Source organism: Hydrogenophaga sp. RAC07, from assembly GCF_001713375.1.
GTDB lineage: Bacteria > Pseudomonadota > Gammaproteobacteria > Burkholderiales > Burkholderiaceae_C > Hydrogenophaga.
In genome coordinates, this window is record NZ_CP016449.1 from 3,227,791 (window position 1) to 3,250,540 (window position 22,750).

Annotated in this window: 30 protein-coding genes and 1 tRNA gene; 3 read left to right on the forward strand and 28 right to left on the reverse strand. The window is 64.4% G+C overall.

The features are described from left to right. Positions 1-371: 371 nt before the first annotated feature. The 6 genes from BSY239_RS15110 to petA all read right to left on the reverse strand — a co-directional run bounded on the left by BSY239_RS15110 (position 372) and on the right by petA (position 4,648). Positions 372-447 (reverse strand) — tRNA-Thr (locus BSY239_RS15110). Between the two features lie 15 nt (positions 448-462). Further along, positions 463-1,026, reverse strand: coding sequence for a ClpXP protease specificity-enhancing factor (locus BSY239_RS15115; RefSeq protein WP_069047517.1), 564 nt, complete (start codon positions 1,024-1,026; stop codon positions 463-465). A 48-nt stretch (positions 1,027-1,074) separates the two neighbouring features. Further along, positions 1,075-1,686 (reverse strand): glutathione S-transferase N-terminal domain-containing protein, encoded by a 612-nt coding sequence (locus BSY239_RS15120; protein WP_056273171.1) that lies wholly within the window; start codon positions 1,684-1,686, stop codon positions 1,075-1,077. Positions 1,687-1,801: 115 nt separating this feature from the next. Next, the gene (locus BSY239_RS15125; RefSeq protein ID WP_069047518.1) at positions 1,802-2,557 is read right to left on the reverse strand and encodes a cytochrome c1; all 756 of its coding nucleotides are present in this window, start codon (positions 2,555-2,557) and stop codon (positions 1,802-1,804) included. A 32-nt stretch (positions 2,558-2,589) separates the two neighbouring features. Then, positions 2,590-3,990, reverse strand: a complete 1,401-nt coding sequence (locus BSY239_RS15130) for a cytochrome b (RefSeq protein WP_069047519.1) — start codon at positions 3,988-3,990, stop codon at positions 2,590-2,592. Positions 3,991-4,039: 49 nt separating this feature from the next. Then, the gene (gene petA / locus BSY239_RS15135; RefSeq protein WP_069047520.1) at positions 4,040-4,648 is read right to left on the reverse strand and encodes a ubiquinol-cytochrome c reductase iron-sulfur subunit; all 609 of its coding nucleotides are present in this window, start codon (positions 4,646-4,648) and stop codon (positions 4,040-4,042) included. Between the two features lie 250 nt (positions 4,649-4,898). Between petA and mscL the strand changes: the two genes are divergently transcribed. Beyond that, on the forward strand, positions 4,899-5,327 hold the full coding sequence (gene mscL, locus BSY239_RS15140; protein ID WP_069047521.1) for a large conductance mechanosensitive channel protein MscL: 429 nt from the start codon (positions 4,899-4,901) through the stop codon (positions 5,325-5,327). Here mscL and pdxA read toward each other — a convergent pair. Together pdxA and BSY239_RS15150 are read right to left on the reverse strand one after the other, a co-directional pair. After that, positions 5,317-6,363: a 4-hydroxythreonine-4-phosphate dehydrogenase PdxA gene (pdxA, locus tag BSY239_RS15145; RefSeq protein ID WP_069047522.1), complete on the reverse strand. Its 1,047-nt coding sequence runs from the start codon at positions 6,361-6,363 to the stop codon at positions 5,317-5,319. The genes mscL and pdxA overlap by 11 nt on opposite strands. A 6-nt stretch (positions 6,364-6,369) precedes the next feature. Then, positions 6,370-7,155 carry a Nif3-like dinuclear metal center hexameric protein gene (locus tag BSY239_RS15150; RefSeq protein WP_069049010.1) on the reverse strand — a complete coding sequence of 262 codons (786 nt, stop codon included), beginning with the start codon at positions 7,153-7,155 and terminating at the stop codon, positions 6,370-6,372. Positions 7,156-7,298: 143 nt separating this feature from the next. Between BSY239_RS15150 and BSY239_RS15155 the strand changes: the two genes are divergently transcribed. Continuing rightward, a complete protein-coding gene (locus BSY239_RS15155) occupies positions 7,299-8,456 on the forward strand; it encodes a S1C family serine protease (RefSeq protein WP_069047523.1) in 1,158 nt (385 codons plus the stop codon). 18 nt (positions 8,457-8,474) lie between these two features. Here BSY239_RS15155 and tatC read toward each other — a convergent pair whose 3' ends face one another. The 7 genes from tatC to hisI all read right to left on the reverse strand — a co-directional run bounded on the left by tatC (position 8,475) and on the right by hisI (position 11,804). After that, positions 8,475-9,272, reverse strand: coding sequence for a twin-arginine translocase subunit TatC (gene tatC, locus BSY239_RS15160; protein ID WP_069047524.1), 798 nt, complete (start codon positions 9,270-9,272; stop codon positions 8,475-8,477). Then, the gene (locus tag BSY239_RS15165) at positions 9,272-9,766 is read right to left on the reverse strand and encodes a Sec-independent protein translocase subunit TatA/TatB (RefSeq protein ID WP_069047525.1); all 495 of its coding nucleotides are present in this window, start codon (positions 9,764-9,766) and stop codon (positions 9,272-9,274) included. The genes tatC and BSY239_RS15165 overlap by 1 nt, the downstream gene beginning before the upstream one ends. Positions 9,767-9,859: 93 nt before the next feature. Beyond that, a complete protein-coding gene (gene tatA, locus BSY239_RS15170) occupies positions 9,860-10,102 on the reverse strand; it encodes a Sec-independent protein translocase subunit TatA (RefSeq protein WP_069047526.1) in 243 nt (80 codons plus the stop codon). A 132-nt stretch (positions 10,103-10,234) separates the two neighbouring features. After that, positions 10,235-10,597, reverse strand: a complete 363-nt coding sequence (locus tag BSY239_RS15175) for a histidine triad nucleotide-binding protein (protein WP_069047527.1) — start codon at positions 10,595-10,597, stop codon at positions 10,235-10,237. An 18-nt stretch (positions 10,598-10,615) separates the two neighbouring features. Next, entirely contained in the window at positions 10,616-11,005 is a 390-nt protein-coding gene (locus BSY239_RS15180) for a DUF4870 family protein (protein WP_069047528.1), read from the reverse strand. Positions 11,006-11,017: 12 nt separating this feature from the next. Beyond that, positions 11,018-11,398 (reverse strand): phosphoribosyl-ATP diphosphatase, encoded by a 381-nt coding sequence (locus BSY239_RS15185; protein ID WP_069047529.1) that lies wholly within the window; start codon positions 11,396-11,398, stop codon positions 11,018-11,020. A 7-nt stretch (positions 11,399-11,405) separates the two neighbouring features. Further along, entirely contained in the window at positions 11,406-11,804 is a 399-nt protein-coding gene (gene hisI, locus BSY239_RS15190) for a phosphoribosyl-AMP cyclohydrolase (RefSeq protein ID WP_172823167.1), read from the reverse strand. A 124-nt stretch (positions 11,805-11,928) separates the two neighbouring features. Between hisI and BSY239_RS15195 the strand changes: the two genes are divergently transcribed. Beyond that, positions 11,929-12,423, forward strand: coding sequence for a lipopolysaccharide assembly protein LapA domain-containing protein (locus tag BSY239_RS15195; protein ID WP_069047531.1), 495 nt, complete (start codon positions 11,929-11,931; stop codon positions 12,421-12,423). A 6-nt stretch (positions 12,424-12,429) separates the two neighbouring features. Here BSY239_RS15195 and hisF read toward each other — a convergent pair whose 3' ends face one another. The 13 genes from hisF to BSY239_RS15260 all read right to left on the reverse strand — a co-directional run bounded on the left by hisF (position 12,430) and on the right by BSY239_RS15260 (position 22,641). Further along, positions 12,430-13,209 carry an imidazole glycerol phosphate synthase subunit HisF gene (gene hisF / locus BSY239_RS15200; RefSeq protein ID WP_069047532.1) on the reverse strand — a complete coding sequence of 260 codons (780 nt, stop codon included), beginning with the start codon at positions 13,207-13,209 and terminating at the stop codon, positions 12,430-12,432. 2 nt (positions 13,210-13,211) lie between these two features. Next, the gene (hisA, locus tag BSY239_RS15205; protein WP_069047533.1) at positions 13,212-13,952 is read right to left on the reverse strand and encodes a 1-(5-phosphoribosyl)-5-[(5-phosphoribosylamino)methylideneamino]imidazole-4-carboxamide isomerase; all 741 of its coding nucleotides are present in this window, start codon (positions 13,950-13,952) and stop codon (positions 13,212-13,214) included. An 18-nt stretch (positions 13,953-13,970) separates the two neighbouring features. Beyond that, positions 13,971-14,630 (reverse strand): imidazole glycerol phosphate synthase subunit HisH, encoded by a 660-nt coding sequence (gene hisH, locus BSY239_RS15210; protein WP_069047534.1) that lies wholly within the window; start codon positions 14,628-14,630, stop codon positions 13,971-13,973. A gap of 13 nt (positions 14,631-14,643) precedes the next feature. Beyond that, positions 14,644-15,273: an imidazoleglycerol-phosphate dehydratase HisB gene (gene hisB, locus BSY239_RS15215; RefSeq protein ID WP_069047535.1), complete on the reverse strand. Its 630-nt coding sequence runs from the start codon at positions 15,271-15,273 to the stop codon at positions 14,644-14,646. After that, a complete protein-coding gene (gene hisC / locus BSY239_RS15220; protein WP_069047536.1) occupies positions 15,270-16,358 on the reverse strand; it encodes a histidinol-phosphate transaminase in 1,089 nt (362 codons plus the stop codon). Before hisC ends, hisB begins: the two co-directional genes overlap by 4 nt. Beyond that, positions 16,355-17,698: a histidinol dehydrogenase gene (gene hisD, locus BSY239_RS15225; protein WP_069047537.1), complete on the reverse strand. Its 1,344-nt coding sequence runs from the start codon at positions 17,696-17,698 to the stop codon at positions 16,355-16,357. Before hisD ends, hisC begins: the two co-directional genes overlap by 4 nt. Continuing rightward, positions 17,695-18,345 (reverse strand): ATP phosphoribosyltransferase, encoded by a 651-nt coding sequence (hisG, locus tag BSY239_RS15230; protein ID WP_069047538.1) that lies wholly within the window; start codon positions 18,343-18,345, stop codon positions 17,695-17,697. The genes hisD and hisG overlap by 4 nt, the downstream gene beginning before the upstream one ends. Further along, the gene (gene murA / locus BSY239_RS15235) at positions 18,342-19,622 is read right to left on the reverse strand and encodes a UDP-N-acetylglucosamine 1-carboxyvinyltransferase (RefSeq protein ID WP_069049011.1); all 1,281 of its coding nucleotides are present in this window, start codon (positions 19,620-19,622) and stop codon (positions 18,342-18,344) included. Before murA ends, hisG begins: the two co-directional genes overlap by 4 nt. Positions 19,623-19,636: 14 nt before the next feature. Further along, positions 19,637-19,876: a BolA family protein gene (locus BSY239_RS15240; RefSeq protein ID WP_069047539.1), complete on the reverse strand. Its 240-nt coding sequence runs from the start codon at positions 19,874-19,876 to the stop codon at positions 19,637-19,639. Between the two features lies 1 nt (position 19,877). After that, entirely contained in the window at positions 19,878-20,633 is a 756-nt protein-coding gene (locus tag BSY239_RS15245) for an ABC transporter permease (RefSeq protein ID WP_069047540.1), read from the reverse strand. Continuing rightward, the gene (locus BSY239_RS15250; protein WP_069049012.1) at positions 20,630-21,568 is read right to left on the reverse strand and encodes an ABC transporter ATP-binding protein; all 939 of its coding nucleotides are present in this window, start codon (positions 21,566-21,568) and stop codon (positions 20,630-20,632) included. The genes BSY239_RS15245 and BSY239_RS15250 overlap by 4 nt, the downstream gene beginning before the upstream one ends. A gap of 137 nt (positions 21,569-21,705) precedes the next feature. Next, positions 21,706-21,996: an STAS domain-containing protein gene (locus BSY239_RS15255; protein WP_069047541.1), complete on the reverse strand. Its 291-nt coding sequence runs from the start codon at positions 21,994-21,996 to the stop codon at positions 21,706-21,708. A 21-nt stretch (positions 21,997-22,017) separates the two neighbouring features. Beyond that, positions 22,018-22,641 (reverse strand): MlaC/ttg2D family ABC transporter substrate-binding protein, encoded by a 624-nt coding sequence (locus BSY239_RS15260; RefSeq protein ID WP_069049013.1) that lies wholly within the window; start codon positions 22,639-22,641, stop codon positions 22,018-22,020. Positions 22,642-22,750 lie beyond the last annotated feature (109 nt).

Here is a 22,750-nt window from a genome sequence, read left to right on the forward strand (position 1 = left end):
CCCGTCGAACCACATGGCCACCGATCAACGACCCCGAAACGTCTTCAGCCTGGAACAGGCTGTGGGCGCTGCGCCATCGTTGGCCTTGTTGAGGGAACGCATCCGCGAGTCCCAACACTGCATGGAGCAGATTCAGCACCTGATACCGCCGGCGATGCGCCAGCACGTGGTGGCTGGCCCGTTGAACGAACAGGAATGGTGTCTCCTGGTGGGCAGCGCCGCCGCCTCGACCAAACTGAGGCAACTGCTGCCAGCGTTCCAACGGGCGCTGACCCAAAGCGGTGCGCAGGTTAACGCAATCCGCATCAAAGTCCAAATGCCGGGGCGATGAACGCGCCTCGCGTGAGGGCCAATGGCCGGCGTGTGGGTCTTGGTGCCGCTTGTCTGACTCGAACAGACGACCTATCGCTTACAAGGCGATTGCTCTACCAACTGAGCTAAAGCGGCAAAGAGGGCACGAGTTTACTTGACGCGCTTGAGCTGCGGCCGACCCGGCATGCGCCCGGGACCATCGGTGGGGGGCTCGGGCGGTTCGTCTGTTTGACCGGCGGCATCGTCTGCCTGACCTTCGCTATTGACGTCACTTTTGACCGAACGCAGCGGACTGCGTGATGTGACATCCGGGCTGCCATCCGTGTGCTCATCCGGAGCCAGCCCATCTGCAGGCGCACCCGACTTGACCGCGTACAGGGTGGCAGGTGCAGGCGCCGGGAAAGCCATGCCCTGTCCGTTCTCGCGCGCGTAGATCGCCACCACATGGCTGATGGGCACCACGATCTCGCGTGCCACGCCGCCGAAGCGCGCCTTGAACTCGATGAAATCGTTGCCCAGCCTGAGCGAACTCGTGGCGTCCACGCCGACGTTGAGCACGATCTCGCCGTTCTTCACGAACTCCATCGGCACCTGCACGGACGCGTCCACCTGCACCGCGATGTACGGAGAGAACCCGTTGTCCGAGCACCACTCGTGCAAGGCACGAATCAGGTACGGGCGGGTGGAGGGGATGTCCGTGTCAGCGGGGCTCATGCAAGGTCACTGTGCCAGAAGATGACCCGGTCGAAACCGGGTCCACCATCACTTGCGCATCACTTTCTCGGAAGGCGTCAGCGCTTCGATGTAAGCCGGGCGCGAGAAGATGCGTTCGGCGTACTTGAGCAGAGGCGCGGCGTTCTTGCTGAGCTCAATGCCGTAGAAATCCAGGCGCCACAACAGCGGGGCGATGGCCACATCCAGCATGGAGAAGTTGTCGCCCAGCATGAACTTGTTTTTCAAGAACACCGGGGCCAGCTGCGTGAGGCGGTCGCGGATGTGTGCGCGTGCCTTCTCCAGCGCCTTTTCGTTGCCTTTGGTCGCGCGCGATTCGAGCATGGACACGTGCGTGAACAGCTCCTTCTCGAAGTTCAGCAGGAACAGGCGCACACGGGCACGGTCCACGGGGTCCCCGGGCATCAGCTGGGGATGGGGAAAGCGCTCGTCGATGTACTCGTTGATGATGTTCGACTCATACAGGATGAGGTCGCGCTCGACCAGGATGGGCACCTGGCCGTACGGGTTCATGACGCTGATGTCTTCAGGCTTGTTGTAGAGGTCGACATCCCGGATCTCGAAGTCCATGCCTTTTTCGAACAAGACGAAGCGGCAGCGGTGGGAATACGGGCAGGTGGTGCCCGAGTACAAGACCATCATGAGGGTGTCTCCTTAAAGCAAAAAACAGTGGTTTGCGTTCGTGTCATACGGACACTGCAAACCACTGCGGAACAGACAGGCCAGCGGACATCGCCGCCGACCCTGTCGGATGGGATTATTTGATGTCTTTCCAGAACGAGGCATTCAGGCGCCAGGCCACCACGGTGAACGCGGCCAGGAACAACATCACCCACACGCCGAGGCGCACGCGGCTGTTTTGAGCCGGCTCGGCCATCCATTGCAGATAGGCCACCAGGTCGCCCACGTTGTTGTCGTACTCGGCAGCACTCATGGTGCCGGGCTTGACGGTGGCCCAACCCTTGACGCGCTCGACCTCGTGGCCGTGGCTCATCACCTTCTCCATCACCGGGCGCTGCTCACCCTGCAACTCCCACAAGGGGTTGGGCATGCCGATGTTGGGGAAGGCCAGGTTGTTCCAGCCGGTGGGCTTGGTGTCGTCGCGGTAGTAGGTGCGAAGCAGGGTGTAGACGTAGTCCGCGCCCGTGCCCGCCTTGCTCGAACGCGAGCGGGCAATCAAGGTCAGGTCGGGCGGGTTCACACCGAACCATTGTTTGGCCTGCTTCGGATCGATCGACGCCTTCATCGTGTCACCGATCTTGTCGGTGGCAAACGTGAGGTTTTCTGCGATCTGCTTGTCGTTCAGGCCGATGTCGCGCAGGCGGTTGTAGCGCATGAACGCTGCAGAGTGGCAGCTGAGGCAGTAGTTCACGAACAGCTTGGCGCCGTTTTGCAGGGCGGCCATGTCGTTGGTGCGCTGGGGTGCCTTGTCCAGCGGAATGCTTCCGCCGGCGGCCACGGCTGCGCCCGACATACCCAATGCCAGCGCGAAGCCCAAGAGGATTTTTTTCATTTGCTTGACTCTCTGAATTGGCTCTTCGGGGTTCAGTGGGGCTGGAAGGTGACGCGGTCGGGCACGGGCTTGAACTCGCCCAGGCGGCTCCACCAAGGCATCAGCAGGAAGAAGCCGAAGTAGAACAAGGTGCCGACTTGGGACACACGCTCGCCGATTGGCGATGGTGGCAGCACACCCAGGTAACCCAGGATCAGGAAGTTGATGACGAACACGCCGTACAGGTATTTGTTCCAGGTCGGGCGGTAACGGATCGACTTCACCGGGCTGTGGTCCAGCCAGGGGAGGAAGAACAGGATGATGACGGCGCCGCCCATGGCAACCACACCCCAGAACTTGGCGTCGATGGCGAGCATGAGCGCCACCAAGACGACCGCAGCGATCACGATGCCGCCCTTGATGGCGCCGGACACCTTGGCCTTGAGCGCGCCGAGCACGGCGGCAATCACAACGATGGCCACCAAGGCGAACATCATCTCGCTGGTGATGGCGCGCAGCATCGAATAGAACGGCGTGAAGTACCAGACCGGTGCGATGTGCAGCGGCGTGACCAGCGGATCGGCCGGGATGAAGTTGTTGTACTCGAGGAAATAACCACCGAACTCGGGCGCGAAGAAGATGATCGCGGAGAACAGCATGAGGAACACCGACACGCCGAGCACGTCGTGCACGGTGTAGTAGGGGTGGAAAGGAATGCCGTCCAGCGGGATGCCCTTGGCATCTTTCTTCGCCTTGATCTCCACGCCGTCGGGGTTGTTGGAACCCACTTCGTGCAGCGCGATGATGTGCGCCACGACCAGGCCCAGCAGCACCAACGGAACTGCAATGACGTGGAAACTGAAGAAGCGGTTGAGCGTGGCATCACCCACCACGAAGTCACCACGGATCAGCAGCGCCAGATCAGGACCGACAAAGGGAATGGCGGCGAACAGGTTCACGATCACCTGCGCGCCCCAGTAGGACATCTGGCCCCAGGGCAACAGGTAACCCATGAAGGCTTCGGCCATCAGGCACAGGAAGATGGCGCAACCGAACACCCAGACCAGCTCGCGTGGCTTGCGGTAGCTGCCGTAGATCAGGCCACGGAACATGTGCAGGTACACCACGACGAAGAACGCCGAAGCGCCGGTGGAGTGCATGTAGCGGATCAACCAGCCCCAGGGCACGTCGCGCATGATGTATTCGACCGATGCAAAAGCCAGAGCAGCGTCGGGCTTGTAGTGCATGACCAAAAAGATGCCGGTGACGATCTGGATCACAAGCACGAGCAGTGCGAGCGAACCGAAGAAATACCAGAAGTTGAAGTTCTTCGGCGCGTAGTACTCGGCCAGGTGCTCGTTGTAGAGCTTGGAGAGCGGGAACCGGTTGTCGACCCAGTTCAGCGCCTTTTCGGCGATCGGGGCGTTGGGGGAAACTTCTTTGAATTCAGCCATGGGTTGCCTCTGTGTGGCGTTGTCTGATGTCGCTCGGAACCGCTGTGGCTCAGGCCTGCTTCTCTTCACCGACCAGCAGCCTGGTGTCCGACAGGTAGTAGTGCGGAGGCACTTCCAGGTTGTCTGGAGCCGGCTTGTTCTTGAACACGCGGCCCGCCACGTCGAAGGTGGAGCCGTGGCATGCGCACAGGAAGCCACCTTTCCAGTCATCCGGCAACGAGGGCTGGGGACCGGGTGTCAGCCTGTCACCGGGCGAGCAACCCAGGTGGGTGCAGATACCCACAGTGACCAGAAATTCGGGCTTGATCGAGCGATGGCGGTTCTTGGCGTACTCGGGCGTCGGGTAGGCGGTGCGGTTCGAGTTGGGATCGGCCAGCTCACCTTCGATGGTTTCAAGTGCGGCAAGCTGCTCGGGCGTGCGACGCAGGATCCACACCGGCTTGCCGCGCCACTCAACCACGATTTTTTCACCGGGCTGGATGCCGGAAATGTCGACCTCGACGGCAGCACCGGCGGCCTTGGCACGCTCGGACGGCTGGAAGGTGCTCACGAAGGGCACAGCAACTGCGGCTGCACCCACGCCACCCATGGCGCAGGACGTGATCAGCCAGGTACGGCGGCTGCTGCTCGCAGGCGCTTGGGCGGTAGCTTCACTCATGGAACTCTTTCAATGAGACTTCAGGACGGTACATCAGGGACAACCCGGCATTGTACTGGAGCACACCAAGGCAACCCCCGGTTGCCGGGGCAGCGGACTGGGCTATTGCGGTCAGGCTTGCGGGGCAAAGGGTCTCTTTCAACGCCTGGGTGTCGCGCTGGCGGCAACCCTTGTGTGAGAATCGATTTCGCCCACCCCGGGAGCGGGGCAACGGGCAGAAACGACAACCATCCAGCCGAGGGGAAGCAGCATGAGTGTGATGCAGGAATTCAAGGAATTTGCCGTCAAGGGCAATGTCATCGATCTGGCCGTGGGCGTGATCATCGGAGGCGCGTTCGGCAAGATCGTCACCTCGATGGTGGACGACATCATCATGCCGCTGGTGGGCTCGATCTTCGGGAACCTCGACTTCACCAATCTGTATGTGGCGCTGGGCAAGGTGCCCGAGGGCACGGCTCCCACGCTGGCGGCGCTCAAGACCGCTGGCGTGCCCACGCTGGCCTATGGCAATTTCATCACCGTGGCCATCAACTTCACCATCCTCGCGTTCATCATCTTCATGATGGTCAAGCAGGTCAACCGACTCAAGCGCGAGACCCCGGTTGCGCCACCCGCCCCGGTGGCCACGCCTGAAGATGTGGTGCTGCTGCGCGAAATCCGCGACAGCCTCAAGAAGTAACGCTGGCCGCCAGGGCCGCGTCGATCGCGGCCAGCAAGCTGGAGGGGCTGGCGCGCCCGGTGCCTGCGATGTCGAACGCCGTGCCGTGGTCGGGGCTGGTGCGCACAAAGGGCAAACCCAATGTGGTGTTCACGCCGTGGTCCAGGCCCAGCAGCTTCACCGGGATGAGCCCCTGGTCGTGGTACATGGCCACGACCACATCGAAGGCACCTTGCCGCGCCCGCATGAACACGGTGTCCGGGGCGTGCGGGCCGCTGGCATCCACCCCCTCCTGCCGCGCGCGCTCAATGGCCGGGGCGATCCCGTCACGATCTTCCACCCCGAACAAACCGCCCTCCCCCGCGTGCGGGTTGAGCCCCGCGACGGCAATCCGTGGTGCCGCCACACCGATGTGCAGAAAATGCGCGTGTGTGATTCGGATGGTTTGCAACACCTGCTCGGTGGTCACCGCGTCCAGCGCCTGACGGAGCGACACGTGGATGCTCACGAGCACCGTGCTCAGACCGGGGCAACTCAACATCATGCGCACCGGCATTTCGGCCACAGACACGTCCAGGTGCGCCGCGCTGAGCGCCTGCAACAGTTCGGTGTGTCCTGGATACTCGACGCCCGCGGCGGCCAGGGCCTCCTTGTGGATCGGCGCGGTCACGACGGCGCGCGCCCGACCCCGCAGCGCGGCCTGGGCGGCCCATTCGATGCAATCGGCGGCCGCCCGACCGGCATGCGCGCTGATACGCCCGATCTCCACCGGCTGGTTCAGCTTGCACGCCTGCACCACCGCCATGCAACCCGGGGGCACCGCCGCAAGTTGATCGACCTCGGCAATCTCCGCCAGCATCAAAGGTGTTGACCCGGTGGCCAGCCGGCGCGCCGCCTGGTGCAAGGTCTGCACGTCGCCGGCCACCACGATTTGCCGCAACAGCGCGGGTCGTTCGGCGAAGGCTTTGACAATGATCTCCGGGCCGATGCCGGCCGGGTCCCCCATGGTCAAAACGATGGGGCAAGAACCGTGCAGAGGGCGAGAGGCTGGCTTCATCGGGGTTCAAGCCGGGTTGTCGATGTCGATGAACACATGCTCCAACCCAAGCTGGGACGCCACATGTGCGCCCACCGCCGGTGCGCCGTAGCGCTCGGACGCATGGTGCCCACAGGCGATATAGGCCACGCCGCATTCGCGGGCGTAGTGGGCCTGTGGCTCCGAGATCTCGCCGGTGATGAACACATCGGCACCGGCGGCAATGGCGGACTCGAAGTAGCCCTGCGCCCCGCCCGTGCACAGGGCAACGTGCCGCACCGGCCGATCGGGTTCGGCCACCAGTGTGACGGCGCGACCCAATTGCCCGGCCACGTGATCGGCCAATGCGGCTGCCGACGCCGACGGCCTGTGGCCCATGAAGCCCAGCGACTGCTCGCCAAAGCGTCCGCGCGCATCGGTGTAGAGCGTCACCCCCAGGTGCTGTGCGAGTTGCGCGTTGTTGCCCAGCTCGGCGTGCGCGTCCAGCGGCAGGTGGTAGGCCAGCAGGTTGATGTCGTGGGCCAGCAGGCGCGACAGGCGCTGCTTCATCCAGCCTGTCACACGACCGTCCTGGCCGCGCCAGAACAGGCCGTGGTGCACCAGGATGGCGTCGGCGCCTTCGGCAATCGCAGCATCGATCAAGGCACGGCTGGCGGTCACCCCGCTCACAAGCTTGCGCACCTCCGCGCGGCCTTCGACCTGCAACCCGTTGGGACCATAGTCCTTGAACAGCGCGGGCTGGAGCAACTGGTCCAGCGTATGGGCGAGGGCCTCGCGGGAAACGGCAGGCGGCGGAGAACGATCGGTGGGCATGGGATTTTCGGTTCGGCTGTGGGCCACAAAGGCCGTCCATTCTGACACCGCACCTGCGCCATGCCCGGCGGGATTGAACACCGCATGCCAGCACCCATTTGCAGGACAATGAGTGCCGTATCCAACCCTTATCCAGCTCCCCCATGAAACGACTCTGGCTCCTGTTCGCCCAAACCGTCACCGTGCTGGTGGCGGCCCTGTTTGTGGTGGCCACCCTGCAGCCCCAGTGGCTCGGGCGCTCGGCGTCCGTGGCCTCGGTGGTGCCGGTGCTGGAAGCGCCCTCGCTGGGCACAGCACCCGCCGCGGTCGACGCTTCGTCCAGTTTTCGCAGCGCCGCGCGGGCTGCTTCGCCCGCGGTGGTGAGCATCAACACCAGCAAGGCTGCGGTCAGTGGTGCGCAGAGCGCCGACCCCTGGTTTCGCTTCTTTTTCGGCGACCAGGCTCAGAGCCAGCCGCAAACCGGCCTGGGTTCGGGCGTCATCGTGAGCCCGGCGGGTTATGTGCTGACCAACAACCACGTGATCGAGGAAGCCGACGAAATCGAGGTCATCCTCAACGACGGTCGCAAGAGTGCGGCCAAGGTGATCGGCACCGACCCGGAAACCGACCTTGCCATCCTGAAGATCGAGCTGACCGACCTGCCCGTGATCACGCTGGGTAACTCCGACGCCCTGGAAATCGGCGATCAGGTGCTGGCCATCGGCAACCCGTTCGGCGTCGGGCAGACCGTGACCAGCGGCATCGTGAGTGCGTTGGGTCGCACACAACTGGGCATCAACACCTTCGAGAACTTCATCCAGACCGACGCCGCGATCAACCCGGGGAACTCGGGCGGGGCGCTGGTGGACGTCAAAGGGCACCTGATGGGCATCAACACGGCCATCTATTCGCGCTCGGGTGGATCGATGGGCATTGGTTTTGCCATCCCCACGTCCACCGCGCGCAACGTGCTGGACGCGATCGTGCGAGACGGTCAGGTCACACGCGGATGGATTGGTGTGGAGCCTCAAGACCTCACACCCGAACTGGCAGAAAGCTTTGGTCTGGCGCCTGGTGCCGGCGTGGTGATCACAGGGGTCTTGCAGAACGGCCCGGCCGCACAAGCCGGCATCCGTCCCGGTGACGTGATCACTGCGGTGGGTGGCAAACCTGTGAGCACGGTGCCCCAACTGCTGTCTGCAGTGGCAGCGCTGCAACCGGGAACGGCCTCGCCATTGGATGTGACGCGCCGCGAAGGCAAGCTTCAGGTGCAGGTCACGCCGGGTCGGCGCAACGTTGCGCGCCAGGCGTCTGCACGATGAGGCGATGAAGGCCGCTGTTCAGGAAGCGGATTCCTTTTCGGCGGCCTCGGCTTCGGTGGGAGCAGCCGCCTTGATGAACCACTGCGCGCCCCAGATGCCGATTTCGTACAGGATGCACATGGGCACGGCGAGGGCGAGTTGCGAGATCACGTCGGGCGGCGTGACCACCGCTGCAATCACGAAAGCCACCACGATGAAGTAGCCGCGGAACTCCTTGAGTTTGTCCACCGTCACCATGTTCATCTTCACCAGCAGCACCACCACGATGGGCACCTGGAAAGCCAGGCCAAAGGCGAGGTAGAGCGACAGGATGGCCTCCACGTACGAGGCAATGTCGGGCGTGGCGGCCACACTGGCGGGTGTGAACTGCTGGATGAAGCCGAACATCTTGTCCAGCACGAAGAACTGGACAAAACCGATGCCCACGTAAGCCAGCAAGCTGCCCAGCACGATCAGCGGGATGGCAAAACGCTTTTCATGGCTGTAGAGGCCCGGCGCCACGAAGGCCCACACCTGGTACATCCACCACGGCAGCGACAGCAGCAGGGCCGCCATGGCCAGCACCTTGATGGGCACGAAAAAGGGCGAGAACACGCCCACGGCAATCAGCTTGGCGTCCGGTGGCATGTGTGCACGGATGGGCACGGCAATCAAGTCGATCAATCCGCTGGGGCCGGGCCAGAACGCCAACAGGGCCATGCAGATCGCAAGACCAATGACACCGTAGAGCAATCTGTCCCGCAGCTCCATCAGGTGCTGCACGAACGGTTGTTCGGAACCGGCGAGTTCGTCGGTGGATTTTTCGGTGTCGGACATCAGCGGGGGGCGGAAGAGGAGCGGGGCCGAAAGCGGGCCACGCGGGCCGCGCCGGATTGGGTGCGAGTACGCACCCCGGTGCGGGCCTTGAACCACTGGGGCATGGCTTTCTGCTTGAGCCGCCAGTTCTTTTTGGGGTGTTTGTACACCGGTGGTTCGAGTGAACCGAGGCTGTCGTTCGAGCTGTAGGACGAACTGTTGCTGTCATCGAGCCCGGCGGTGGCATCGGACCACGACTTCTCGAAATCGCTGGCGCCGCTCTGCACCGACTGCTCCACGTCGCGCGCGGCACTGGTCACCGAATCCTTCATTTTCTTGAGCTCTTCGAGCTCCATGGAGCGGCTGACCTCGGACTTCACGTCGGCCACATAGCGCTGCGCCTTGCCCAGCAGGGCACCGACGGTGCGCGCCACACGCGGCAACTTCTCGGGGCCGATGACGATCAACGCCACAGCCCCGATGAGGGCGAGTTTGGAAATGCCCAAATCAATCATGTGTCGGCCATCCTGCGGGCGGTTCGGGCTCGGAACGAGCCTGGGGGGTGGACGCTCAGGCGGCGAGTGGTGTCACCGCAGCGCTCGGGAAGATCAGCTTTTTTGCTTGGCTTCTACGTCGATGGCGTTCTTGTCGGCGCGGGTTTCCTGGGTCACTTGGCCGGCCGGGGCCGATGCGGTGTCGGCGGGGTTTTGTCCGCCTTCCTTGATCCCGTCCTTGAAGCCCTTGACAGCGCCGCCCAGATCAGAGCCGATGTTCTTGAGCTTCTTCGTACCGAACACCATCACCACGATGAGCAGCACGATGAGCCAATGCCAGATTGAAAACGAACCCATGGTTTACTCCAGATATTGAGGTGTTGCGCAGTGCGCTGTGGGTGGGATTCTAAGCCCGTGCAGTAGTTCAAGCCCGTTGGGCAGGCAATTCCAGCACCGTCGCCGCGGGCTGCGGCGCCAACGGCGGCGAGGTCAGCCGCGCAACCAGGGTCTGGGGCCGCCCATCACATGCACATGCAGGTGGTGAACCTCCTGTCCGCCCTCGCTGCCCGTGTTGCACAGGATGCGAAAACCGCCCTCGGGATACGGGTTGCAGCCCTGCTCCGTAGCGAGCTTGGGCGCGAGCACCATCATCCGGCCCATGAGCCGCTCGTGTTCGGGCCCGAGCTGCGCCATGGACGCAATGTGCAGCTTGGGCACCAGCAGGAAATGCACCGGCGCCCAGGGATGGATGTCGTGGAAGGCAAAGAGGTCTTCGTCCTCGTACACCTTCCTCGACGGAATCTGGCCAGCGATGATCTTGCAGAAGATGCAGTTGGGGTCGTGTGCGGTCATGTCGGCAGCGCAGAGTATTCAATCGGGCATGGCCTGGTTGGCGTTCATGCGCACCATGCCCTTGACGATGCGGTAGAGGAACCAGATGGAGATGACGCCCCAGGCAATCCAGCCCGGCAGCACAAAGAGCAGCCACAGCGGCAACGTGACCAGGTAGAGCACGGCGGCCCAGATCACGGTGCGGATGCGCCAGGAAAAATGGCTGGCCTGCCAGGTGCCTTCGGCATCGCCTTTTTTCACCAGATCGATGACCAGCGCCACGATCAGCAAGGCCACGCCGGGCTGGGTGGCGGGCAACACCGCGCCCACCGCCACGATGAGGTGCAGGATGTAACTGACCCAGCCAATCGTCTTGAGGGACTGGGCGCGTTCACTGTCGACCGGTTCAACGTCGATGATGTCGCTCATGGTGGTGTCCTCTCATTGGGCATCGGACTCGGTGCCGGCTTCGCGCGCCCGCACCTTGCGCATGGCTTTTTCTTCCAGGCCGCTCAAGCCTTCGCGGCGCACCAGCTCGGCCACCACATCGGCCGGTCCGAGCCGGTAGTGGGCCAGCGCGATCATGCAATGAAACCAGAGGTCGGCCACCTCATTCACCAGCTTTTGCGGGTCGCCGCCGTGGTCCAGGTCCTTGGCGGCCATCACGGCTTCGGTGGCTTCTTCGCCGATCTTCTTGAGGAAGCTGTCCGGCCCTTTGTGCAGCAGCCGGGCGACATAACTCTTCTCGGGATTGCCGCCGCTGGCCGGCTTGCGGCTTTCGATCACGGCGGCCAGACGCTCCAGGTCGTCGGTGGGGTTCATGCGCGGCTCACTTGTAAATGGATTCGGGGTCTTTGAGCACCGGCTCGACCGCATGCCACTGATCTCGGTCCAGGCGCTGGAAAAAACAGCTGTGACGACCCGTGTGGCAGGCAATACCGGGCTCGTGGCCCAGCTGGGTGACCTTGAGCAGCACCACGTCGTTGTCACAGTCCATGCGGATGTCGTGCACGGTCTGCACGTGGCCCGACTCTTCGCCCTTGAACCACAGCTTGTTGCGCGAGCGGCTGAAATACACCGCGCGCCCCAACTCGGCCGTTTTCTCCAGCGCCTCGCGGTTCATCCACGCGAACATGAGCACATCACCCGTGGCCGCCTCCTGCGCGATCACGGGCACGAGGCCCTGCGCATCCCACTTCACTTCGTCCAACCAGTTCATGCAACGAATCTAACATGGGCATTTGTGCCCCGATGTGTCAGCGCGGGCAAAGTCGCTACGATGAGACCGGTTCTGACGAGACCGATGCCCGATCCGATCACTTGCCACTGCGCAGCACGCGCACAGGAAACCCATGAAAATCCGCACCCTCCTCCTCATCCTGTTCATCCTGCTGGTCGCCGGCTTCGTGGCACTCAACTTCGCCCAGATCCTGCAACCCACGGCCTTGAACTTCGGCTTCACAGAGGTGCAGGCGCCGCTTGGCCTCGTGCTCCTGGCGATGCTTGCCGTGGTGCTGATCGTGTTTCTGGCCGCGCTGGTCTACCAGCAGACCACGCACATGATGGAAGTGCGCCGCGTTACGCGCGAAGCGTCGGAGCAACGCACGCTGGCCGACAAGGCCGAGGCCTCCCGTTTCACCGAGTTGCGCACGTTCCTGCAAGCCGAGATGCAGGCCACGGCCGCGCGGGAGATCGATCTGGCCGAGAAGCTGCACCTGAAGGTGGACCGCCTGCAAGCCGCCATGACCGAGGTGATCGAGCAGAACGGCAATGGTCTCAGTGCGAGCCTGGGTGAACTCGAAGACCGCCTGGAGCGGCAGTACCAGCTGCGCAACGACCGGACCTGAAACCGGTCAGAGCCGGACCGGGATCCCGCGTTCGGCCATGCGGGCCTTGGCCTGCGCCACGGTGAACTCACCGTAGTGGAAGATGCTGGCGGCCAGCACGGCGTCGGCACCGCCCTGCTGCACGCCGTCAGCCAGGTGGTCGAGGTTGCCCACGCCGCCCGAGGCGATCACCGGCACGTCCACCGCATCGGCCACGGCGCGCGTGAGCGCCAGGTCAAAACCCGATTTCGTGCCGTCGCGGTCCATGCTGGTGAGCAGGATCTCGCCGGCGCCGTGCTCGGCCATCTGGCGCGCCCACGCCACCGCATCCAGGCCGGTGTTCTTGCGACCGCCGTGGCTGTACACGTCCCAGCCCTCGCCGCGCAGCGCCAGGTCGTCCCCATGGCGGCGCTTGGCGTCGATGGCCACCACGATGCATTGCGAACCGTACTTGGCCGAGGCGTCGCGGATCACCTGCGGGTTGGCGAGCGCCGCCGAATTGAAACTGGTCTTGTCGGCCCCGGCGTTGAGCAGGCGGCGCACGTCTTCCACGGTGCGAACGCCACCCCCGACGGTGAGCGGAATGAAGACCTGCGAGGCCACCGCTTCGATCATGTGCAGGATCAGGTCGCGCCCGTCGGAGGTGGCCGTGATGTCGAGGAAGGTGAGCTCGTCGGCGCCCTGCTCGTTGTACCGCGCCGCGATTTCCACCGGGTCGCCGGCATCGCGCAGCTCCACGAAGTTGACGCCCTTGACCACGCGGCCACCGGTCACGTCCAGGCAGGGAATGATGCGTTTGGCGAGCATGCTCAGCCGTTCAACTCGTCTGCAAGGTTTTGAGCCCTTTCAAAATCCAGGTCGCCGCTGTAGATCGAACGACCGCAGATCACGCCTTCGACGCCCTCGTCTTCCACCGCGCACAGGGCACGGATGTCTTCGAGGTTGGACAGGCCGCCCGAGGCGATGACAGGGATGGACAGCGCCTGCGCCAGCTTCACCGTGGCTTCGATGTTGATGCCCGAGAGCATGCCGTCGCGGCCGATGTCGGTGTAGATGATGCCTTCGACACCGTAGTCCTCGAACTTCTTGCCGAGATCGACCACCTCGTGGCCGGTGAGCTTGCTCCAGCCGTCGGTGGCGACTTTGCCGTCCTTGGCGTCCAGTCCCACGATGATGTGGCCGCCGAACGCGGTGCAGGCGTCCTGTAGGAAGCCGGGGTTCTTGACCGCAGCGGTGCCGATGATCACGTAGCGCAAGCCGGCATCCAGGTAGCGCTCGATGGTGTCGAGATCTCGGATTCCGCCGCCGAGCTGCACGTCCACCTCGGACCCCACCTCTTTGAGGATGGCGCGGATGGCCTGTTCGTTCTTCGGTTTGCCGGCAAACGCTCCGTTGAGGTCCACCAGGTGCACGCGGCGCGCGCCCTTGTCGACCCAGCTGCGCGCGATGGCCGCCGGGTCTTCACCGAACACGGTGGATTGGTCCATGTCGCCTTGTTTCAAGCGAACGCACTGGCCGTCTTTCAGATCAATGGCAGGAATCAGCAGCATGATGGTGTGGTGAAAGGCCTAGGGGTTCCAGGAAAGGAAGTTGCGGTAAAGCGCCAGCCCCTGGTCGGCACTTTTTTCGGGGTGAAACTGGGTGGCAAAAATGTTGTCGCGGGCAATCGCTGCGGCGAAGCGGCCACCATAGTCGGCTTCGCCCACACAGTGCAAGGCCTGGACAGGCCGAGCATAAAAGCTGTGCACGAAATAAAAATAGGAGCCATCCCGGATACCGGCCCACAGCGGGTGCACGGGGCGGCCCAGGTCGTGGAACACCGGGTTCCAGCCCATCTGGGGCACCTTGAAGCGGCTGCCATCGGCCTGCAGACGTCCTTCAAGCCGAAAACGAACGACCTCGCCGGGAATCAGGCCCAGCCCGTCGGTCGGGCCTTCTTCGCTGCGGTCCAGCAGCATCTGCATGCCCACGCACACGCCGAACAGCGGCTTGTTGGCAGCGGCATGCAGCACGGCTTCTTTCAATCCGGAAGCGGCCAGCTCGTTCATGCAGTCGGCCATGTGACCCTGGCCGGGCAGCACCACGCGGTCGGCGTCCAGCACATCCTGCGCACGCGAGGTGACCAGCACCTCCACATCTGCCGAGCGTGCCACGTGTTGCACGGCCTGCGACACGGAGCGCAGGTTGCCGCTGCCGTAGTCCACCACGGCGACTGTCTTGCGTTTCATGGCCAGGAAGGGGTTACAGCGAACCTTTGGTCGAGGGAATCACGTCGCCCATGCGCGGGTCGCGCTCCAGCGCCATGCGCACGGCGCGGGCAAATGCCTTGAACACGGTTTCGGCCTGGTGGTGGGCGTTTTCGCCGTGCAGGTTGTCGATGTGCAGGGTGACGCCGGCGTGGTTCACAAAACCCTGGAAGAACTCGAAGGCGAGCTGGGTGTCGAAACCGCCGACCATGCCGCTCTTGAACGGCACGCGCATGTGCAGGCCCGGGCGGCCCGAAAAATCGATGACGACGCGCGAGAGCGCTTCGTCCAGTGGCACATAGGCGTGGCCGTAGCGGCGGATGCCTTTTTTGTCGCCCACGGCCTGCGCAAAGGCCTGGCCCAGCGTGATGCCCACGTCTTCCACCGTATGGTGGCCGTCGATGTGCAGGTCGCCCACGGCCTGGATCTCGAGGTCGATCAGCCCGTGGCGGGCGATCTGGTCGAGCATGTGGTCAAAGAAACCGATGCCGGTGGCCAGCGTGGCGGCACCGGTGCCGTCGAGGTTCACACGCACGCCGATCTGCGTTTCCGAGGTGTTGCGCTGCACGAATGCCACGCGGTCATGGGTTCCTGCGGGGACGGATGCGGAAGGCGTGGAGGTCATGGAGTGGTTTGGAGGGCGCGGATCAGCGAGGCATTCTCAGACGGTGTGCCCACCGTCAGCCGCAGACAGTTGGTCAGCAGTGGGTGCATTTTAGAAACATTCTTCACCAGAATGCCCTGGGTCTTGAGGCTGTCAAAACAACGTTGCGCATCGGGCACACGCACCAACACCATGTTGGCGTCGCTCGGGAAGGGCTCAAAGCCCGGCATCCGGCGCAGGGCGTCGATCAACACGGTGCGTTGTTCGCAGATCTGCGCGGCCTGCTGCGCAAACACCTCGGTGTGTTCCAGCGCGAACAGCGCGCATTCGGCATTGAGCACGCTCACGTTGTAGGGCGGGCGCAGCTTGTCGACTTCCTGCACCAACGCCTGCGGCCCGAGCAGGTAGCCCAGACGCACGCCGGCGAGGCCAAACTTGGAGAGCGTGCGCATGAGCAGCACATTGGCGTTGGCCGCCGGATGGGCGCGAATCTCGTCGAGCCAGCTGCGGCTGGAGAACGGCTGATAAGCCTCGTCCATCACCACCAAGCCGCCGAAGCTGGCCGCCTCATCGATGAGGCGGCGGATGGTGTCCGCGCTCCACAGATTGGCCGTGGGGTTGTTGGGGTAAGCGATGTGGGTGATGGCGGGCTTGTGCTCACGCATGGCCGCCACCATGGCCGCCTCGTCCAGCTCGAAGTCGACCGTGAGCGGCACACCCACAAATTTCAGTCCTTGCAGCTGCGCGCTCATGGCGTACATGACGAAGCCGGGCAGCGGTGCCAGCACGGTGGCACCCGGCAGGTCGCAGGCCAGGGTCAGCAGCGAGATGAGTTCGTCCGAACCGTTGCCCAGCATCAGGCTGCAGCCGGCGGGCAGGTCCACGTAGCGTGCCAGCGCGGCCTTGAGGTCTTCCACGCGCGGACCGGGGTAGCGGTTCACCGCCACAGCGCCCAGGCGCGCACCGAGCGCGGCCTGCAGCTCGGGCGGCAGCGCATACGGATTTTCCATCGCATCGAGCTTGACCATGCCGGTGGCGTCCTGCACGGCGTAGGCGTGCATGGACTGCACGTCCTGGCGGATCATGTTCAGAGGGTTCATGCTCATGGGGTACTCCGCATCGGTGGCACTTCGTTGAGCCGCATCTCGGCCGCACGCGCGTGCGCCTGCAGCCCTTCGCCGTACGCCATCTCGGCGGCAATCAGACCCAGGCTCTGGGCGCCGGCCTGGCTCACCTCGATGAGGCTGCTGCGCTTCTGGAAGTCGTACACGCCCAATGGCGAGCTGAAGCGCGCGGTGCCGCTGGTGGGCAACACGTGGTTGGGGCCGGCGCAATAGTCGCCCAGGCTCTCGCTGGTGTAGGCGCCCAGGAAGATGGCGCCCGCGTGTTTGAGCAGCGGCTCCCAGCGGTGCGGCTCGCTGCTCGACACCTCCAGGTGCTCGGGCGCGATGCGGTTGCTGATCGCGCAGGCCTCTTCCATGCTCCGTGTGTGGATCAGCGCGCCGCGGTCGCTCAAGCTCTTGGCGATGATGGCCGCGCGCGGCATGGTGGGCAGCAGGCGGTCGATGGCGGCCTGCACCGCGTCGATGTAAGCGGCGTCGGGGCACAGCAGGATGCTCTGCGCCAACTCGTCGTGCTCGGCCTGGCTGAACAGGTCCATCGCCACCCAGTCGGCGGGCGTGCTGCCGTCGGCCAGCACGAGGATTTCGCTCGGGCCGGCGATCATGTCGATGCCCACGGTGCCGAACACGCGCTTCTTGGCGCTGGCCACATAGGCGTTGCCCGGGCCGGTGATCTTGTCGACCTTGGGCACGGTGGCCGTGCCGTAGGCCAGCGCCGCCACGGCCTGCGCGCCCCCGATGGTGAAGGCGCGCGAGACGCCGGCCACATAGGCGGCGGCGAGCACCAATGGGTTCTTCTCGCCGCGGGGCGTGGGCACCACCATGATGATCTCGGCCACGCCGGCCACATGGGCGGGAATCGCGTTCATCAACACGCTCGACGGGTACGCTGCCTTGCCGCCGGGCACGTAGATGCCCACGCGGTCCAGCGGCGTGACCTTCTGGCCCAGCAACGTGCCGTCTTCGTCGCGGTAGCTCCAACTCTCGCCGCCCGCCTTTTTCTGGGCCTCGTGGTAGCTGCGCACCCGGCGGGCCGCGGCCTGCAGGGCATCGCGCTGTGCGTCGGGCAAACCGTCGAAGGCGGCCTTCAACTCGGTCTGTGTGAGTTCCAGCTGGCCCAGACTTGCCACATCGAGGCCATCAAAACGGGCGGTGTATTCCAGCACCGCAGCATCACCGCGCGTCTTCACGTCGTTCAGGATGCCGGCCACACGCTCCTCGATCGCACCGTCGGTCTCGGCCGACCAATGCAGCCGGGCCGCGAACTGCGCCTCGAAATCGGCGGCGGTGGTGGACAGGCGGGCGGGACGGGCGGTGAAGGTCATGCGGGCGTGCCTTGTTCGATGGCTTGCGCAAAGGCGTTGATGATGGGACGGATGGCGGCTTGCTTGAGCTTCAGCGAGGCCTGGTTGACCACAAGGCGTGCGCTGATGTCCATGATGCGTTCGACCTCGACCAGGTGGTTGGCCTTGAGCGTGTTGCCGGTGGACACCAGGTCGACGATGGCGTCGGCCAGACCGGTCAGCGGTGCCAGCTCCATGCTGCCGTAGAGCTTGATCAGGTCCACGTGCACGCCCTTGCTGGCGAAGAACTCGCGCGCGATGTGCGTGTACTTGGTGGCCACCTTCAGTCGCGAGCCCTGGCGCACGGCCGAGGCGTAGTCGAAGTCGGCGCGCACGGCCACGCTGACGCGGCAGCGCGAGATGTTCAGGTCCAGCGGCTGGTAGAGGCCCTGGCCACCGTGTTCGATCAGCGTGTCCTTGCCGGTCACGCCCAGATCGGCACCACCGTGTTCCACGTAGGTCGGCACATCGCTGGCACGCACCAGCACCACACGCACCTGCGGGTTGCTGGTGGCCAGGATCAGCTTGCGCGACTTTTCGGGATCTTCCAGCACCTCGATGCCGGCGGCCTTGAGCAGCGGCAGGGTCTCGTCGAAGATGCGGCCTTTGGAGAGAGCTAGCGTGATCATTTGATGCGTTCTATGTCGGCGCCGATGCCGCGCAGTTTCTCTTCCATCTGGTCGTACCCACGGTCCAGGTGGTAGATGCGGTCAACGATGGTGTCACCCTCGGCCACGAGCCCTGCGATCACCAGGCTGGCCGAGGCCCGCAGGTCGGTCGCCATGACGGTGGCACCCGACAGCCGCGAAATGCCCTCGACCACGGCGATCTTGCCGTCGACCTGGATGTGCGCACCCAGTCGCACCAGCTCGTTGACGTGCATGAAGCGGTTCTCAAAGATGGTCTCGGTCACCTTGCTGGTGCCGTCGGCAATGCAGTTGAGCACCATGAACTGGGCCTGCATGTCGGTGGGAAAGCCCGGGTACTCGGTGGTGCGGAAGCTCTGGGCCTTCAGGCGGCCCGCCGCGCGCACGCGGATGAAATCACCACCGGCGTCCTTGCCGGCTTCGATCTCGGCGCCAGCTTCGTGCAGTTTGTCGATCACGGCGTCGAGGTGGTCGGCGCGGCCGTGGCGCAGCACCACGTCTCCCCCCGTGGCGGCCACGGCGCACAGGAAGGTGCCGGTCTCGATGCGGTCGGCCACCACCTGGTGGGTGCAGCCGTGCAGGCGGTCCACGCCCTGGATGTGGATGCGGCTGGTGCCGTGGCCCTCGATCTTGGCGCCCATGGCGATCAGCATCTCGGCCAGGTCGCCGATCTCGGGCTCCTGCGCCGCGTTTTCCAGCAGGGTCTCGCCCTCGGCCAGCGCCGCGGCCATGAGGAAGTTCTCGGTGCCGGTGACGGTGACCATGTCGGTGGCGATGCGAGCGCCGTGCAGCCGCGTCTTGCCGGCGGGCAGTTTCGCGACCATGTAGCCGTGTTCGACCACGATCTCGGCGCCCATGGCCTGCATGCCCTTGATGTGCTGATCCACCGGACGCGAGCCGATGGCGCAACCACCCGGCAGCGACACGCGGGCATGGCCAAAACGCGCCAGCAGCGGCCCGAGCACCAGCACCGAGGCGCGCATGGTCTTGACCAGCTCGTACGGCGCTTCGGCCAGGATCGGATCGGCCGCTTGCAGCGTGATGCCGCCACGCTCGCCGTGCGTCTGCGTCTGCACGCCCATGTTGTCGAGCAGCTGGCGCATGGTGGCCACGTCGCGCAGGCGCGGCACGTTGTTCAGCGTGACCGGGTCGGCGGTGAGCAGGGAGGCGCACAGCTCGGGCAAGGCGGCGTTCTTGGCGCCGGAGATGGTGACTTCGCCTTGCAGCGTGCGCCCACCCGTGATTCGGAGTTTGTCCATGCCTGGCGATCGGTTCAGGGTTGGGCCGCCCATTCGGCGGGGGTGTAGGTCTTCATCGACAAGGCGTGCACCTCGTCGGTCTGGATGCGTCCACCCAGCGTGCCGTAGACGGCCTGGTGGCGTTTGATCAGGCGCAGGCCTTCAAAGGCGGGCGAGACGATCACCGCCGCCCAGTGGCGGCCGTCACCGGTGACTTCGAGGTGTTCGCACGGCAGGCCGGCGGCGATGAGCGATTGCAGTTGTTCAGCGGTCATGTCAGTGGCGAATTTTGTAGCCGGTCTTGAGCAGGTGCAGCGCGATCGCGCTCACGATGGCGAGCGCCCCACCCACCAACGTCAGGCTGATCCAGGGGGACACGTCGCTTTTGCCGAAGAAGCCATAGCGAAAGCCGTCGATCATGTAGAAAAACGGGTTGAGGTGACTCACCTGTTGCCAGAACGCCGGCAGGGAGTGGATCGAGTAGAACACGCCCGAGAGGAAGGTCATGGGCACGATGATGAAGTTCTGGAACGCGGCCATCTGGTCGAACTTCTCGGCCCACAGGCCGGCAATCAAACCGAGCGCGCCCAACAAGGCCGCGCCCATGAAGCCGAACGCCAGGATCCACAGCGGCGCCACGAGCGAAGGCTGCGCGAACCACCAGGTCACCACCATCACGCCGGTGCCCACGGCCAGGCCACGCACGATGGACGAACCCACGTAGGCCACGAACCAGGCGCGGTGCGACAGCGGCGTGAGCAGCAGGAACACCAGGTTGCCCATGATCTTGCTCTGCACCAGCGACGACGAGCTGTTGGCGAACGCGTTCTGCAGCACGCTCATCATCACCAGCCCGGGCAGCAGGAAAGCGGTGTAGCTCACCGAGTCGTACACCTGCACCCGGTCTTCGAGCACGTGGCCGAAGATCATCAGGTACAGGATGGCGGTGATCACCGGCGCGGCCACGGTCTGGAAGCCCACCTTCCAGAAACGCAGCACTTCCTTGTAGAAGAGCGTCTGCCACCCGGTCATGCTGGCACCTCGACAGGGTTCGTTGCCCGAGGCTGTGCGCCCGTGAGGTCGAGGAACACATCTTCCAGATCGGCCTTGCGGATCTCGATGTCCTCGGGCGCCACCCCCGCCTCGCGCAAGCGGGCCAGGATGCGCTCGACCGCCAGCGCGTCGTTGGCCGGCAGCTGCACCACACGGCCGGTGATGCGAGCCTGAACGGCCAGATCGATGGGCAAGGCCGCGTCGGTCTTGAAACGCAACACGTTGGATGCGGCGCGCGACAGCAAGGCCGAAGTGGATTCGAGCGCCACCACCCTGCCCTGCTTGAGCATGGCGATGCGCCCGCACAGCGCCTCGGCTTCTTCGAGGTAATGCGTGGTCAACAGCACCGTGCTGCCCAGGCGCTTGTTGAGATCGGAGATGAACTGCCACAAGGTCTGGCGCAGCTCCACGTCCACACCGGCGGTGGGTTCGTCGAGCACGATCACCGGCGGCTTGTGCACCAGCGCCTGCGCGATCAGCACCCGGCGCTTCATGCCGCCCGAAAGCTGGCGCATGTTGGCGTTGGCCTTGTCGGTGAGGCCCAGGCCTTCGAGCAGCTCGTCGATCCAGGCGTCATTGCGCTGGATGCCGAAGTAGCCCGACTGGATGCGCAAGGCCTCGCGCACGTTGAAAAAGGGGTCGAACACCAGTTCTTGCGGCACCACGCCGAGTTGGCGGCGCGCGGCCTGGTAATCGGTCTGCACGTCGCTGCCGTGCACCAGCACGCGGCCCGACGAGGCACGGGCAAGACCGGCCAGGATGCTGATCAACGTGGTCTTGCCGGCGCCGTTGGGGCCGAGCAGGCCGAAAAATTCACCGGCCTCGATATCGAACGACACCGACTGCAGTGCCTGCACGGTGCCGCGCGAGGACGGGTAGCTTTTGGAGACGTCTTGGAAGGAAACGGCGGGCATGCGCGAGGAAACCACGGAGGTCATGGGCCGCGCACAAGGCATCGGGCGGCGGTTGGGGAACCGCGTATTTTAGGCCCGGTGGGGTGTCCGCACGGGACACGGGGCCAGGCCCAGCGCCAGTGGCGCTCCCAAAGCGCTCAGGGCGCGAGCAACTCGCTCACGCCATACAGGCCCATGAGGCTTTCCAGCCGCCGCGGCCAGTTGCTCACCTGCAGCGTCTTGCCCTGCGCCCGCAGCTGGCGGCGCAGCTCGAGCAGCACGGCCACGGCCGATGAGTCAAACACGCGCAGCGAAGCCGCATCGAGCATCACCACCGGGCCGACCTGCTGGGACAGCGCGTGCTGGAGCTCCACCAGGGTCTTGCCGGCGTCGGCCAGCGTGACCTCTGCCGGCAGAGCCGCCGCAAAGGCCACAGGGTCAGCGACCATGGACAGGGCAGACGTCACGGATCAGCTGGTCTTGGCGACGTTGGACTTGTTGCGCTGGACCAGCGACGCGATCAGGCCATCGATGCCCTTGGCGTTGATTTCCTGCGCGAACTGGGTGCGGTAGGTTTCCACCAGCCAGACACCAAGCACGTTGATGTCATAGATCTTCCAGCCGGTGGCCGTTTTTTCCATGCGGTAGTCGAGCTGGATCGGATCGCCCTTGCCACGCACTTCGGAGCGCACCACCACCTCGGTGTCTTCGGGCTTGGAGCGCATGGGCTTGAAGGTCACGGTCTGGTCTTTCACCTCACCGAGCGCACCCGAGTAGGTTCGCACGAGCAGGATCTTGAACTCGTCCTGCAGCTGCTTTTGCTGCTCGGGTGTGGCCTGGCGCCAGAAGCGACCGACCGCCGAGGACGTCATGCGCGTGAAGTTCACGCTGGGCAGGATCTTGGAATCCACCAGCGCCACGATGCGGTTCACATCGCCAGCCTGGATGGCGGGATCGGCCTTCACCGAGGCCAGCACGTCGCTGGAAATGCGCTTGACCAAGGCATCGGGTGCCTCTTCCTGCGCCAGAGCGGGCAGAGACATCACACCAGCGGCGGTGATCACGAGGGCGGAGAGCCAGGAGCGGCGTTTCATCATGGTTGTTTTCCTTTGGAGGCCAAGGGCCCGACTGCAGAAAATGCAGCGTAGTGCATCAGAGGGGCAGAAATATGAAGCAGTTCCACTGCATTCGTTGCGAGACGTA